The organism is Rhodoferax sp. GW821-FHT09E07, from assembly GCF_059416145.1.
Window position 1 is genome coordinate 276,482 of the sequence record NZ_JBWKOP010000004.1, and the last position, 13,003, is coordinate 289,484.

General features: G+C 61.1%; 12 protein-coding genes. 4 read left to right on the top strand and 8 right to left on the bottom strand.

The window, feature by feature from the left end; genetic code table 11:
- Positions 1-64: 64 nt before the first annotated feature.
- Positions 65-3,634 (bottom strand): DNA polymerase III subunit alpha, encoded by a 3,570-nt coding sequence (gene dnaE / locus AC07OE_RS09685; RefSeq protein WP_495070353.1) that lies wholly within the window; start codon positions 3,632-3,634, stop codon positions 65-67.
- A 127-nt stretch (positions 3,635-3,761) separates the two neighbouring features.
- On the opposite strand from dnaE, the gene AC07OE_RS09690 reads away from it, so the two are divergent.
- Together AC07OE_RS09690 and AC07OE_RS09695 are read left to right on the top strand one after the other, a co-directional pair.
- On the top strand, positions 3,762-4,178 hold the full coding sequence (locus AC07OE_RS09690) for a hypothetical protein (protein ID WP_495070354.1): 417 nt from the start codon (positions 3,762-3,764) through the stop codon (positions 4,176-4,178).
- Positions 4,179-4,196: 18 nt separating this feature from the next.
- The gene (locus tag AC07OE_RS09695) at positions 4,197-4,961 is read left to right on the top strand and encodes a sulfurtransferase (protein ID WP_495070355.1); all 765 of its coding nucleotides are present in this window, start codon (positions 4,197-4,199) and stop codon (positions 4,959-4,961) included.
- On the opposite strand, the gene AC07OE_RS09700 is transcribed toward AC07OE_RS09695, so the two are convergent.
- The 5 genes from AC07OE_RS09700 to AC07OE_RS09720 form a co-directional block, all read right to left on the bottom strand.
- Positions 4,958-5,683, bottom strand: coding sequence for a DUF2145 domain-containing protein (locus AC07OE_RS09700; protein ID WP_495070486.1), 726 nt, complete (start codon positions 5,681-5,683; stop codon positions 4,958-4,960). The two genes, AC07OE_RS09695 and AC07OE_RS09700, sit on opposite strands and share 4 nt — an antisense overlap.
- Before the next feature lie 89 nt (positions 5,684-5,772).
- Positions 5,773-6,231, bottom strand: coding sequence for a hypothetical protein (locus AC07OE_RS09705; RefSeq protein ID WP_495070356.1), 459 nt, complete (start codon positions 6,229-6,231; stop codon positions 5,773-5,775).
- Between the two features lie 31 nt (positions 6,232-6,262).
- Positions 6,263-6,742 carry a YiaA/YiaB family inner membrane protein gene (locus tag AC07OE_RS09710; protein ID WP_495070357.1) on the bottom strand — a complete coding sequence of 160 codons (480 nt, stop codon included), beginning with the start codon at positions 6,740-6,742 and terminating at the stop codon, positions 6,263-6,265.
- A gap of 120 nt (positions 6,743-6,862) precedes the next feature.
- The gene (locus tag AC07OE_RS09715; RefSeq protein WP_495070358.1) at positions 6,863-8,767 is read right to left on the bottom strand and encodes an MFS transporter; all 1,905 of its coding nucleotides are present in this window, start codon (positions 8,765-8,767) and stop codon (positions 6,863-6,865) included.
- Positions 8,768-8,801: 34 nt separating this feature from the next.
- Positions 8,802-9,578 (bottom strand): hypothetical protein, encoded by a 777-nt coding sequence (locus AC07OE_RS09720; protein WP_495070359.1) that lies wholly within the window; start codon positions 9,576-9,578, stop codon positions 8,802-8,804.
- 119 nt (positions 9,579-9,697) lie between these two features.
- Here AC07OE_RS09720 and AC07OE_RS09725 point away from each other — a divergent pair, with 119 nt between their 5' ends.
- A complete protein-coding gene (locus tag AC07OE_RS09725) occupies positions 9,698-10,429 on the top strand; it encodes a helix-turn-helix domain-containing protein (protein ID WP_495070360.1) in 732 nt (243 codons plus the stop codon).
- A gap of 139 nt (positions 10,430-10,568) precedes the next feature.
- On the opposite strand, the gene AC07OE_RS09730 is transcribed toward AC07OE_RS09725, so the two are convergent.
- On the bottom strand, positions 10,569-11,279 hold the full coding sequence (locus tag AC07OE_RS09730) for a hypothetical protein (RefSeq protein WP_495070361.1): 711 nt from the start codon (positions 11,277-11,279) through the stop codon (positions 10,569-10,571).
- Between the two features lie 353 nt (positions 11,280-11,632).
- The gene (locus AC07OE_RS09735) at positions 11,633-12,148 is read right to left on the bottom strand and encodes a DinB family protein (protein WP_495070362.1); all 516 of its coding nucleotides are present in this window, start codon (positions 12,146-12,148) and stop codon (positions 11,633-11,635) included.
- Positions 12,149-12,233: 85 nt separating this feature from the next.
- Between AC07OE_RS09735 and AC07OE_RS09740 the strand changes: the two genes are divergently transcribed.
- Positions 12,234-12,842 carry a TetR/AcrR family transcriptional regulator gene (locus AC07OE_RS09740; RefSeq protein WP_495070363.1) on the top strand — a complete coding sequence of 203 codons (609 nt, stop codon included), beginning with the start codon at positions 12,234-12,236 and terminating at the stop codon, positions 12,840-12,842.
- The last annotated feature ends 161 nt before the right edge of the window (positions 12,843-13,003 follow it).

Consider the following 13,003-nt stretch of genomic DNA (forward strand, 5'->3'; position numbering starts at 1 on the left):
CAGCCGCTACTTTTTTAGTAGCGGCCTACCCATATTCCACGGGGGCTAGCGCCCCAATTTCCCCTTACTCATACGCGATGGCCGCCTTGCCCTGAAAGGCTTGGGCGCGCCAGCTGGCCAACGCAGCGTCGCTGGGGAAGAACTTGGCGGCTTCGCCCAGGTGCAGTTCGGCTTGCGAACCGGCAATGTCCTCTCCATCAGTCGCCGCACAGTGCACTTGCAGACGCACGGCCAGGCCACGCACCAATTCTCCCTGCTCTGACATCTCCCGCTCGGCAGGAAACTCGCGCAGCATGGCAGGTACGTCGGGCGCACGCTGCTTTCCATCCAATTGCACGGACACCCGCAGGTACTTGCCAAAGCGGCAGCGCGCCTGCTCCAGGCTCCAGACCTGCTGCACCACAAAGCGGGCTGCAAAGCCGTTGCGTCCCGGTTGCAGGCGGCCGCTGACGATGACCAGCATGTCGTCCTGCAGCAGGTTGCGGTAGGTGGTCAGCATGGCTTCATCGGCCGTGGCCTCAATGGCCGCAGACTTGTCGTCCAGCGTAAAAATGCCCACCTTGCCGCGGTTGCCATTGATGACGCGAAAGCCACTGATGATGCCGGCCAGCACCTGCGGCTCGCGGGTTTCCAGCACCTCTTCAATCGGCCGTTTGGCAAAACGGCGCACTTCCAGCGCCACTTCGTCAAACAGGTGGCCCGAGAGGTAAAAGCCCACCGCGGTTTTTTCCTGCGTGAGCTGCTCGCGCACGCCCCAGGGCATCACGTCCACCAAGTCCGGCTCTTGCGTGCTCGATCCATGGTCGTCTTCACCGCCCATGTCGAACAGGCCGTGCTGGTTGGCGTTGGCCGCGCTGGCCGCCGCAAAGTCGAAGGCGCGGTCGATGCTTTCCACCAGGGACGCGCGGTTGAGCTGCAGTGTGTCAAACGCACCGGCTTTGATCAGCGCCTCCACGCAGCGCTTGTTCAGGCGGCTGCGGTCCACACGTCGCGCAAAGTCAAACAGGCTCTTGAAGGGGCCGGCTTCTTCGGTGGGGCCGCGCCCTTCGCGTGCCGCCACGATGGCTTCGATCGCCTGCTGGCCCGTCCCCTTGACGGCACCGAGGCCGTAGCGAATTTCCTTGTTGGAGATGGGCTCAAACCGGTAGACACCGCGGTTGATGTTGGGCGGCTCAAACGAGAGGCCCATCTTCTCCGCATCCTCGAACAGCACCTTGAGCTTGTCGGTGTCGTCCATTTCCACGGTCATGTTGGCGCAGAAGAACTCCGCCGTGTAGTGCACCTTGATCCAGGCCGTGTGGTACGCCAGCAGGGAGTAGGCAGCGGCGTGCGACTTGTTGAAGCCGTAGCCCGCGAACTTCTCCATCAGGTCGAACACTTCGTCGGCCTTCTCCTGGGAAATTCCGTGGGTCTTGAGCGCACCGGCGCGGAAGATGTCCCGGTGTTGGTCCATCTCCTCTTTTTTCTTCTTGCCCATGGCACGGCGCAGCAAGTCGGCGCCGCCCAGCGAGTAGCCGCCCAGGATCTGTGCGGTCTGCATCACCTGTTCCTGGTAGACCATGATGCCGTAGGTCTCGGACAGCATCTCAGCCACGGCGGGGTGCGGGTACTCCACCTCTTCCTTGCCGTGCTTGCGCGCCACGAAGCTGGGGATCAGGTCCATGGGGCCAGGGCGGTACAGCGCGTTCAGCGCAATCAGGTCTTCCAGGCGGCTGGGCTTGGCGTCCACCAGCATGCGCTGCATGCCCACGCTTTCAAACTGGAACACGGCTTCGGTCTTGCCTTCGCTGAACAGGCGGTAGACGCGGGCATCGTCCAGCGGCAAGTTCTCGTAGGCAAACTTTTCCTGACCCGGGTGGCGCTTCATGATGAACTCGCGCGCGATCTCCAGGATGGTGAGCGTGGCCAGCCCCAAGAAGTCGAACTTCACCAGGCCAATGGCCTCCACATCGTCCTTGTCGTACTGGCTGACGGCAGAGTCGCTGCCGGGCTGCTGGTACAGCGGGCAAAAGTCGGTCAGTTTGCCCGGGGCAATCAGCACGCCCCCGGCGTGCATGCCGATGTTGCGCGTCATGCCCTCCAGCTTGCGCGCCATCTCCAGCAGCGTCTTGACGTCTTCCTCTTTCGCCTCACGCTCGGCCAGGATGGGCTCGGCCTCGCTGGCGTAGATGTATTTGTCGTTCTTCTTGCCATCGGTGGGCGGCAGTTGCAGCGTGACGTTGGTACCGGGCTTGTTGGGGATGAGCTTGCTGATGCCGTCGCAAAAGGTGTAGCTCATGTCCAGCACGCGACCCACATCGCGGATCACGCCGCGCGCAGCCATGGTGCCGAAGGTGGCAATCTGGCTCACGGCGTCCTTGCCGTATTTGTCCTTCACATAGTCAATCACCAGGTTGCGGTTGGTCTGGCAAAAGTCGATGTCGAAGTCGGGCATGGAGACCCGCTCGGGGTTCAAAAAGCGCTCGAACAGCAACTTGTAGCGGATCGGGTCCAGGTCGGTGATCTTGAGCGCATAGGCTACGAGAGAACCGGCACCAGAGCCGCGCCCTGGCCCCACCGGGCAGCCATTGTTCTTGGCCCAGTTGATGAAGTCCCCCACGATCAAGAAGTAGCCGGGGAAACCCATCTTCAGAATCGTGTTCAGCTCGAACTCCAGCCGCTCCACGTACTGCGGCATCTGCTTTTCGCGCTCGGCCACATCGGGGTAGAGGTGCACCATGCGCTCCTTCAGCCCCTCGTACGACGCGTAACGGAAATAGTCCTCCGGCGTCATGCGCTCACCATTGACGAGCGGTGTGGGGAACTCCGGCAGGTAGTTCTTGCCCAGTACCAGCGTCAGGCTGCAGCGCTTGGCAATCTCGACCGTGTTGGCAATCGCCGAGGGGATGTCGGCAAACAGGGCCTCCATCTGCTCCGCCGTTTTGAAATACTGTTCGCGTGTGAAACGGCGCACCCGTTTGGGGTTGCTGAGGATCTCACCATCGGCAATGCAGACGCGTGCCTCGTGCGCCTCAAAGTCGTCTGGCTCGGTGAACTGGATTGGGTGGGTCGCCACCACGGGCAGCATCATGCGCGCGGCCAGTTGCACCGCAGCAACCACGTGGGCCTCGTCGTCGGTGCGGCCCGCGCGCTGCAGCTCCAGGTAAAAGCGGTGCGGGAACACGTTGGCCAGCTGCATGGCGGCTTCGTAGGCGCGGGCGGTGTCGCCCTGCACCAGCGCCTGACCCACGGGGCCAGCCTGTGCACCGGCCAAACAAATCAGGCCCTCGTGCAATTCCTTGAGCCAGGCCATCTTCACCACGGCCTGGTTTTTCACCACGTTTTGCGTGAAGGCGCGCGCGATCAGCTCCGAGATATTCAGGTAGCCCTGCTTGTTCTGCACCAACAAGATGACGCGCGAGACTGCGGTGGCGTCCGTGCCCAGGCCTTCCAGGATGACTTCTGCCCCGATCAGGGGTTTGACGCCCTTGCCACGCGCGCCCTTGTAAAACTTGATCGCGCCAAACAGGTTGTTCAGGTCGGTGATGGCCAGAGCAGGTTGGTTGTCCTTGGCGGCCACCTTGACCACATCGTCGATACGGTTGGTGGAGTCGACGACGGAGAACTCGGTGTGAAGGCGCAGGTGGATAAACATGGCTTCATTGTAGTTTTGGTGACCCTGACGCTGAGGGTACAAGCCCCTCTTGCATTCATAATGCGGAACAGGAGACCTCAAATAAATGCGAACCAGAGCTGCTGTTTTCTGTTATCCGAGTGTGTGAATGGCCGCCCCCCTCTTCAGGCCCCATGGATCCGCGCATGTGGAGGTGGCCGACGCCATCCTGACTGTGCACATGCGGGGCGACTGGAATGCAGAAATGCGCAGCCAGACCGCCAAGCTGATGCTGCAGCATGTTCCCGCCCTCAACGCCGCGGGTCCCTGGGGCATCGTCAACCACCTGCACGACACGCTGGTCTACAGTGAGGCGGTGTATGCCCAGACCCGGCAAGACTATGAAAGCCGTCCTCCGCAGTCAAAGCTGCGGGCCGTGGCCTTTGTGATTGACCCCAAGGTCGAAGGCGCGAATCTGCTCAAACCGCGTTTCGAAGCCTTGCTGGAAGGCGTGATCCACGCGCGGGTGTTTCCCCACAGCCAAGGCGCACGCCAGTGGATGCTGCAGCAACTCGGCCGCGCCTGAAAAAACTAAAATCAGGGGGTGAACACCATCCTGAACATCTCCACCTACAAATTCGTTCCTATCAGCGATGCCCCAGCCTTGCGGGAGCTGCTGCTGGCGCGGGCTACAGCGCTGAACCTCAAGGGCACCATCCTGCTGGCCGAAGAAGGCATCAACCTGTTCCTGGCTGGCCCGGCAGACGATGTGCGCGGCTTTGTGGCCCAGCTGCACACCGACCCGCGCTTCGCCGACATTACGCCCAAGGAGAGCTGGTCGGACACGCAACCGTTCAAGAAGATGCTGGTGAAGGTCAAGGGCGAGATCATCCGCATGAACCACCCCACCATCAAACCTGCTGACGGCCGCGCACCTGCCGTAGCGCCCGCCACGGTGAAGCGCTGGCTGGACCAGGGCCACGATGACGAAGGCCGCCCCGTGGTGACACTGGACACGCGCAACGACTTTGAGGTGGACGAAGGCACGTTCGACGGCGCCATCGACTGGCGCATCACCAAGTTCACGGAGTTTCCCGGCGCGCTGCGCAGCCACCTGGACGACCTGAAAGACAAGACCGTGGTGAGCTTTTGCACCGGCGGCATCCGCTGCGAGAAGGCCGCCATCCTGATGCGCGAAGAAGGGCTGCAGCACGTCTACCAGCTCGAAGGCGGCATCCTCAAGTACTTCGAGGAGACCGATGGCAGCCACTACCACGGTGGCTGCTTTGTGTTTGACGAGCGCCGCGCGCTAGGCGCCGATCTGCAGACCGTGGGCCTGGCCCAGAGCGCGGAAGAGTCGGCCGCTTAGCGCAGCGTGCCAACCGGCTGCGCGGTGAGTTTGGCGCGCTGCATCCAGTCGAACACCGAATCTACCGTCACCGTCTCGATGCGGTCCGAGAAACGCTTGGCGTTCGGGTGGTCGTCAAATGCGATATTGGCCGCCGTCATGCGGCCACCCAAACGCGTCAGGGGACCAATCTTCAACGGCGTGGGCTGGTAGTCCTTGGCCATTAGCCAGGCCTGCGCCTGCGCCCTGCCCGCCTGGCCACCGGTGCTCGTTGCCCCCATGGCCAGCGCCAGAGTTTCAATCGCCCACTGGTTGGATTGCTGGTACTTCTGGCTCCAGGCGTAGCTGACCATGCTGTAGGGCTTGTGGTGCAGCAGCACCGAGCGCGGTTCGTCGCGCAGCACCTGCATCAGTTGCGCCTGCACCTCTGGCGTGAGCACCACCCAGGCCGCCTCATAGCGCCACAGGTCGTCCATGAAAAACTCGCCCAGCCCCTGGCGGTAAATGGCAGACACCGCAGAGCCGCAGAGATTGAGCTTGTGCAGCACCCGCCACACGGGCGCGCCGCCCGCGTCGGTTTGCCGGTAGGCAAAACCAAAGTGGGAATAGTGCAGGCCGTACTTGGTCAGGTCCTGGCCTGCGCGCGCCAGCAACACCACATCGGCCCCGCTGGCGTCCAGCGCGGTGAGCGTGAGGGTGGCCAGCGCCAGGCTGCGCTCCAGCACCGCCGCTTTGAGCGGCATCGGAGTATCGCAATTGCGCCCGGCCTGGGCCGGCAGCACGGCCCACAGCAGCGCCCAGGCCAACGCGGCCCGCGCTATCCAGCGTGCGCTCACAGGGCCACGCGCTCGTTGTGCAACAGCGCACGCCCCAGCGCATTGGGGATAAAGGCCAGCACTTCGCCCGCTGCGGACAACACGGTACCCGCACCAATCACGCTCACTGTCACGGCCGTGCCTACGGCAGCAGACGCGAGAACTGCGCCGCCCGACAGCACCTGCACGCTGACCTGGGCGCCATCCGATGCCCGCTCCAGCAGGTACACCGTGCCCTTGGCGCTCACCTCCACGGCCTTGATCACCAGCACGGTGCCGGCGGTGGACAGCATGACCGGAACGGCCACCACAGCCCCCGCAACGGCACTGGCGCCCACCACCACCGAGGCCACGGGCATGGCGGAAATGGCGCTGAGTGCGGACGCCTCGCTCTGTGCTTTGGCATCAAGACTGGCCATAGCCCCCATGGATATTGCGCAAGCAGCTATCAAAAGTGTAGTGAATGGACGTCGCATGGTGAACTCCTGAAGGAACAATAACGTTGACTTACTCGGCATCGGCCGCACTGCGTTGCATGCGACCCTGGATGCGGGCTTCCATCAGATCGGCCTCGTGACGGTCGCGCAGGGTCTTGGCCAGCGTAAAGGTGCAGGTGATCAGGTAGAGCCAGCTCACGCCCAGAAAGGCCTTGTAGGTGTCGTTGAGCTCCATGCGCAGCAGGCCCCAACCGGTCAGGCCCATGGCCAGGAAGAAGCCACCCCACACCACCAGGCCGAACATAGGGGTGTCGCCCTGTCGGTCTTCGCGCTTGGTCTTTTCGTTGTCCCGCACAAACTTGGCCAGCACAAAGGCGGCCGACAGGCAGAAGAAATAACCCATGACCATGAACACACGGTCCAGGTCGGCACCAGGCAAATAGGCCAGACCCACGGCGCACAAAAACACGGCCAGGCCGAACGATACCCAGACCTGCAGGGTCCAGGCCTTGCTGTCACGGTGAATCAAAACTTTGCTACCTGCTTGCATGGTGGTCCTCATTGAAAAAGTGGTTACGCGAAACGGATGCTAGCCAGCCCCGCGCCCAAAGGCGCGACAAGCTGAACCAGTTTAGAGAAAGAAGGCTATGGGTATCGGAAACCGATACCACTAGGCAGCCAGAAGCTGGGCTACCCGCTGCTGCAGCAGTGCGGGCTGCACCTCGGCCGGTGCTATTGGCGTGCCGGCGTTCAGGCCCACGCGGCTGAACATGCCGCGGCGGAACGGGCGCACCATGGCACCGCCCTTTTCCACGCGGCTGAAGAACGAGCCCCAGAGGTTGGTGAGCGCCATGGGCACGACCTGCACGGGCGTGCCGGCGGCCATGGTGCGCTCCAGGATCTTCATGATGCCGCCCTTGAATTCCTGCAACGTGCCATCGCGGGTGATGCCACCCTCGGGGAATATGCAGACGAGGTCGCCATCGGCCAGCACCTTGGCCGCCGAGGCAAATGCAGCCTCATAGGCTTCTGGGTCCTGCGCCCGCGGCGCAATGGGAATGGCCTTGGCCAGCTTGAACAGCCAGCCCAGCACCGGCACCTTGAAGATCTGGTGATCCATGAGGAAGTAGATGGGCCGAGGGCTGGCCGCCATGAGCAGCACCGCATCTACAAAGCTCACATGGTTGCACACCAGAATAGCCGCGCCCTCGGTGGGAATGTTGTCGTCGCCCTGCACCTTGAAGCGGTAGATGAAGCGCGAAGCCACCCAGGCCACAAAGCGCAACAGGTACTCGGGCACCAGCAGGAAGATGTAGGCCGCCACCACCGCATTGGCAATGCCGGTGGCCAGAAAGACCTGGGGCACGGTGAAGCCCATGCTTAGCATGGCGCCCGCTGCCACCGAGCTCACGATCATGAACAGCGCGTTCAGGATGTTGTTGGCGGCAATGATGCGGGCGCGGTGCGAGGGCGCGCTGCGCAACTGGATCAGCGCATACATGGGCACGCTGTACAGGCCCGCAAACAGGCTCAGCAGCGCCAGGTCCGCCATCACGCGCCAGTGCGCAGCCTGGCCCATAAACTGCCCCACCGTTTGCGCGGCAGCAGGTGGCAGGCCGCGCGATGCGAAGTACAGATCGATCGAGAACACGCTCATGCCAATGGCGCCCGCAGGTACCAGGCCAATTTCCACGTGCCGCTTGGACAGCAGCTCGCACAGCAGCGAGCCAATGCCGATGCCAATGGAGAACACCACCAGCAGCAGCGAAGCCACATGCTCATCACCATGCAGCACATCCTTGGCAAAGACCGGGAAGTTGCTGAGGAACACGGCACCAAAGAACCACATCCAGCTGATGCCCAACAGCGAACGGAAGACCACCGTGTTGCCATGCGCCAACTTCAGGTTGCGCAGCGTTTCGCTCACGGGGTTCCAGTTGATGCGCAGGCCGGGATCGGTAGCGGGCGTGGCGGGCACATACTGCGCCGTCACGCGGCCCAGCAGCGCAGCGCCCACACAGGCCACGCCTACATAGGTGGCACCCACGCCGGGCAGTGCGATGAGCAGGCCGCCGGCCACGTTGCCCAGCAGGATGGAGACAAAGGTCCCCATCTCCACCATGCCGTTACCGCCGGTCAGTTCACGCTCGTTCAGGTGTTGCGGCAGGTAGGCAAACTTCACAGGGCCAAACAGCGTGGAATGCAGCCCCATGAGGAACACGCAAGCCAGCAGCACACCGGGGTTGTGGCTCACAAAGCCGACCGCGGCCAGCAGCATCACGCCGATTTCCAGGTTCTTGACGAAGCGGATGACCGCCGTCTTGTCGTACTTGTCGGTGATCTGCCCGCTGGTGGCCGAGAACAGCAGGAACGGCAAGATAAACAGCGCACCGATGGCCAACCCCGCCTTCTCCGGTGGCAGCCAGCTCACCTGCAACTGGTAGGTCACCATGACGGTGAACGCGAACTTGAACAGGTTGTCGTTGCCGGCGCCCAGGAACTGGGTCCAGAAAAAAGGCGCAAACCGGCGCTGGGACAGCAGCGCAAACTGATTCGGATGCTCGTTGTGACTCATCGGGTCTCCTGGGGTCTGTGGGTCATCTGATTTTTTAAACCGCTTGGGCCAACGCCCCGCAGCTTTTCTTTTGGGCGCCATTGTGCATGACGCCCAGCACCGGCCAGGCGGCCATGGCCGCAGCCACATGCTTCAGGCTGTGGCCGGATACCCAGCCGTGGGTTGCGGTGAAGACCTGGTGGTCACCCAGCTCCAGCAGCTTGGCCAGCGCATACCAGGCAATGACTGCCACCAGCGGCAGGCCCCAGCCTTCGGCCAGCTTGGGGCGCAGGGCCATGGCCAACACCAGCACCATGCCGCCGCCCTGCAACACGGACCACGGCAGCAGATTGCCACTGGCTGACCAAACCGCCACACTCACCGGGCCCAGCAACAACACAACCAGCGCCAGCACCCAGCCCATGCGTACGCTCACCCGGTCCGCCACGGCCAGGCCCAGCAGGCCCGCAAAGGCCAACACCATGCCGGTGCGATCCACCACCAGACCGGCGTTGTCGGGCTGCCAGTGGTAATAGCCCGAGCACACGGCGGTCACCACCAGACCCGCAAAGAACAGCGAGGCCAACTGCACCCGCGCATCGCCCCAACTGGCACGCAACAGGGCCAAGCGCCGCAGCCCCAGCAAGCCCGCCAAGGCAAACGGCAGGTTGGAGAGCACATCCAGCGCACAGGGCAGGCCCAGCCAGCTGCGCTGGTCGGCAAACGCGTGGTAGTGCGCGTATTGCTCCACAAACGGGCCCCAGCAGGCCAGTGCGAGTGCGGCCAGCAAGGCGCCGGTCAGTGTGGTTTCGGTGCGGGTGAGCGGTTGCATGGTGTTCATCTCCTTCAGTGCATGAAAGAGCCTCAGTGTGCGGACGGGTCTCTCGAAATTGACACTCCAACTGCCCTTGTGTTGTGTTGCGCTACGAAAAGTATCAATAATCGATACCTATGAGCACCACCGCCGACCTCGTCACCGCCCTGAAAAAGGAACTCAAATCCGCCCAGATGACCTATGCGGACCTAGCCACGGCCCTAGGCATGGCCGAGTCCAGCGTGAAGCGGATGCTGGCCAAGGGCGATATGCCGCTGTCGCGCATCGACGCCATCTGTCGCGCGCTGACGCTGGACTTTGCCGACCTGGCGCGGCGTGTGGCCGACAACCAGCCGCTGCTGGCACAACTGAGCCAGACGCAGGAAAGCGCCGTAGTGGCGGACAAGAAGCTGCTACTGGTCGCCATCTGCGTGCTGAGCCAATGGACGCTGGAGCAGATCGTTGGCACCTACCGGCTGACAGAAGCCGAGTGCATCCAGACACTGGCCCAACTGGACCGCATCGGCATCATCGAACTGCGGCCATTGAACCGCTACCGATTGAAGCTGGCCAAGACCTTCCGCTGGCGCCCACACGGCCCGGTGATGACCTACTTCCGAGAACACGCGCTGCTGGACTATTTTTCAGGTGGCTTTGAGGGGGCCGGCGAAGGCCTGTTGCTGGTGCACGGTTCCGTCAGCCGCAGCCTGGCACCTGCGTTTCTGGAGCGCCTGCAGCGCGTGGCGCAAGATTTTGCGCAACAACACCTGGCGGACCAGAAGGTGCCGGAATCCGAGCTGGAGGGCTACACGCTGCTGCTGGCGATGCGGCGTTGGGAGTTTGAGGCGTTTAGTCTGCTGCGGCGCTAAGGCATCGTGCATGCGGCCGGCAAAGCGTCGGGGAACAGTCGCGGCAATCGACCCAATGCGGACACTCACCCGTCAAGGAGGCAGTCACTCAACGTTTGAGGTAAGCCGCCCGCTTTAGCGGGTCGGTTTGACCGACAAGTTAGGAGTACTTCGCACGAATCGCTCTATGAAACTGTTCTTGTGTCGAAGTTTCGGAAAGCGCAAGAAGCTCCTCGTGAGACCAAGCGCGAAGGCCTCGCTCCTTGGCGGTGGACGTCGCCCCCCCGAAGAACATCGCATCATGCACCTCATCAGGGGGGGGGGGCCCGTCAGTGGAGAGCTCCAAGTACTTCAGATGAGGCCAGACTTCTACTGCCGCCTTAATTGCAGCAACAGCACCCGCGGCTTGGACACGAGCTCCAACCCAAATGCACGCTGAATCATCTAGAGAGTCAAAATTTCTTTCAGTCTCTAAGTGCGAGTCGTAATTCTGCGGCTCGAAACCCGCGCCACGTAGCCGAGAAAGAACTTCTTTTGAGCCGGGGCATTGACCATTCACCTCAATGTGAAAACTTCGATCTACAGCCGAGGGAACAACTGTCTTATCTCGGGTAGTGCGCGACGTCCGCTTGGGCGCTGCCTTCTCTTGGTCTATCAAGCCGGGAGAGTATGAGTTTTTGTCTTTCAGCCACTGAGCGTACTCCTTCCCTTCTTGCAAGTGCGGGCGGAACAAAGTAAGCATCAAAGTGACGCAGCCGATAACGATGAGAGTCACAACTGAGGAGAAGACGACCAGATAACCAGAAGCCCAGTCAGGACTTTTGATGTTTGCCGCAGCAGCAAGAAGGACGGAATCGAGAAGGATCAGCATGGCGAACCACGCCGCCATTAGCTGAATGGGGCTAGTGATCTTCTCTGGCGCCAACTTTGTACCAGCCAATGAGTACTCCTAACGTAATGTATAGAGCAAAACCTGCTCGATAAACTGGCACGTACTCGATATTCTGACCATTGGATCCCCAGGAAACTGGCTTGCGGTCTGGCTTGTAAACAATGCGTTGTTTACTCGCACAGCTATAAAATTTCTGTGAAATACCGCAGTATGTTGCTGCCGATTTTGACGCTCCAACAAACGTTTGCCCATCCCCCAAACGGGGGAATCTGCGAACGTCCGCTGTTGGCGCTAAGCCCCATTTGACCCGAAGCTGATACCCCCCATGAGCATCATTCAGCAGACAGCATTCGCCGCTTTGGCTCCCTACTATGCAGGTACACAGCAAAAGTATCCCAAGGCAACGGTAGAGAAAGCTGCGTCATGATTCGACCCACTTCACCGCGGTGATATCCACCGTGGGTGACGACGTGGATCAGCATCTCTTCGCGCGTCATGTACCCGCTGTCTCCGTCCGTGAAAACAAATGACACCGATTCGGATAGCGACTCTGCAGTCACCTCTCTCAGATATTCAAGGTACCAACGGTCCGATGCCGCGATGGCCCTGTGCAGATCTCGCAGCGACGGCGTCCCCGGCGTGTTGTCTGCAGAAAATTTGTGTTTCTCGCCAACGAGGTGAGCCGCAAATATCTGGTTGACGACAAGGGAGTGGTTGATCAATCGCAAAGCGGTGTGATGCTCTTCTTTGTGTTGCTTCGGGTCGAACCCTTCCATCTTTTTCAATAGCTCGTCATTTGCCCAAGCCTGATAGCTGAAGAGTGCGTGAAGCGATTCTGGTGCGCTCATTTTGTAGATCCTTCGAAATTTCTAAAATGCGAGTAATGTGTTGATATTTTGATTTTGGAGAGCCACTTTGACTACTCGCATTCCCATGGCCGACTCTCCCATGCGCAAGGAGCCGCGCCAAGCGCGTTCTCGCGCGACGGTCGGATCGATCGTGCAAGCCGGAGCTCGCGTTTTGGGTGAGTTGGGATGGGCCGGCTTCAATACGAACGAGGTAGCCGACAGGGCTGGGGTAAGCATTGGGTCTCTCTACCAATACTTTCCGGACAAACAGGCATTGGTCGAAGCGATTCGACAACGACACCTTGATGACGTTCTTGCAGTTCTGCCCAAGCCGCAAGAAAGCGATGTGCCACTCCAACAACTTGTCGACGATCTGGTCACAGGCATGATTGCTGCACACAGCGTCCACCCGGCGTTGCATCGAGAGCTACTTGAAGTGGCACCGCCACATTCAGGGCAAAGCGCCGCACAGGCCTTATTTCAGGAAGAATATTTGTCCCGCTATCGGGCAATAGTGGCGGCGTCGCCACGATCCAAGGGCAAGTCTGGGAACGAAATGGTGGTGCAAGTGCTCAGCGCCACTGTTGAAGGAGTGATCCATAGCGCTGCACGATCTGGGTCACTGAAATCAGCAGCCCTTAAGACTGAACTTGTACACATGGTGTGCTCATACTTGGTGCCAAGGGAGCGTTGAAGCAGAGTTGGCAGTCGACCCTAACTTGTCACACCAGTCGACCCCAAAAACCTTTCTTCGGCGGCTACTAAAACCGCGTCGCAAAGCAGCCGGGGGACTAACACCGTGGCACAACGCACTCCAACGGCCACCTAAATGCCGGCGCTTTTAAATGCGATGTC

What these genes read in the sequence shown, in the direction of transcription:
- dnaE (WP_495070353.1), bottom strand. Translation starts at nt 3,634, where the DNA reads ATGTTTATCCACCTGCGCCTTCACACCGAGTTCTCCGTCGTCGACTCC.
- AC07OE_RS09690 (WP_495070354.1), top strand. Translation starts at nt 3,762, where the DNA reads ATGGCCGCCCCCCTCTTCAGGCCCCATGGATCCGCGCATGTGGAGGTG.
- AC07OE_RS09700 (WP_495070486.1), bottom strand. Translation starts at nt 5,683, where the DNA reads ATGCCGCTCAAAGCGGCGGTGCTGGAGCGCAGCCTGGCGCTGGCCACC.
- AC07OE_RS09705 (WP_495070356.1), bottom strand. Translation starts at nt 6,231, where the DNA reads ATGCGACGTCCATTCACTACACTTTTGATAGCTGCTTGCGCAATATCC.
- AC07OE_RS09710 (WP_495070357.1), bottom strand. Translation starts at nt 6,742, where the DNA reads ATGCAAGCAGGTAGCAAAGTTTTGATTCACCGTGACAGCAAGGCCTGG.
- AC07OE_RS09715 (WP_495070358.1), bottom strand. Translation starts at nt 8,767, where the DNA reads ATGAGTCACAACGAGCATCCGAATCAGTTTGCGCTGCTGTCCCAGCGC.
- AC07OE_RS09720 (WP_495070359.1), bottom strand. Translation starts at nt 9,578, where the DNA reads ATGCAACCGCTCACCCGCACCGAAACCACACTGACCGGCGCCTTGCTG.
- AC07OE_RS09725 (WP_495070360.1), top strand. Translation starts at nt 9,698, where the DNA reads ATGAGCACCACCGCCGACCTCGTCACCGCCCTGAAAAAGGAACTCAAA.
- AC07OE_RS09730 (WP_495070361.1), bottom strand. Translation starts at nt 11,279, where the DNA reads ATGCTGATCCTTCTCGATTCCGTCCTTCTTGCTGCTGCGGCAAACATC.
- AC07OE_RS09735 (WP_495070362.1), bottom strand. Translation starts at nt 12,148, where the DNA reads ATGAGCGCACCAGAATCGCTTCACGCACTCTTCAGCTATCAGGCTTGG.
- AC07OE_RS09740 (WP_495070363.1), top strand. Translation starts at nt 12,234, where the DNA reads ATGGCCGACTCTCCCATGCGCAAGGAGCCGCGCCAAGCGCGTTCTCGC.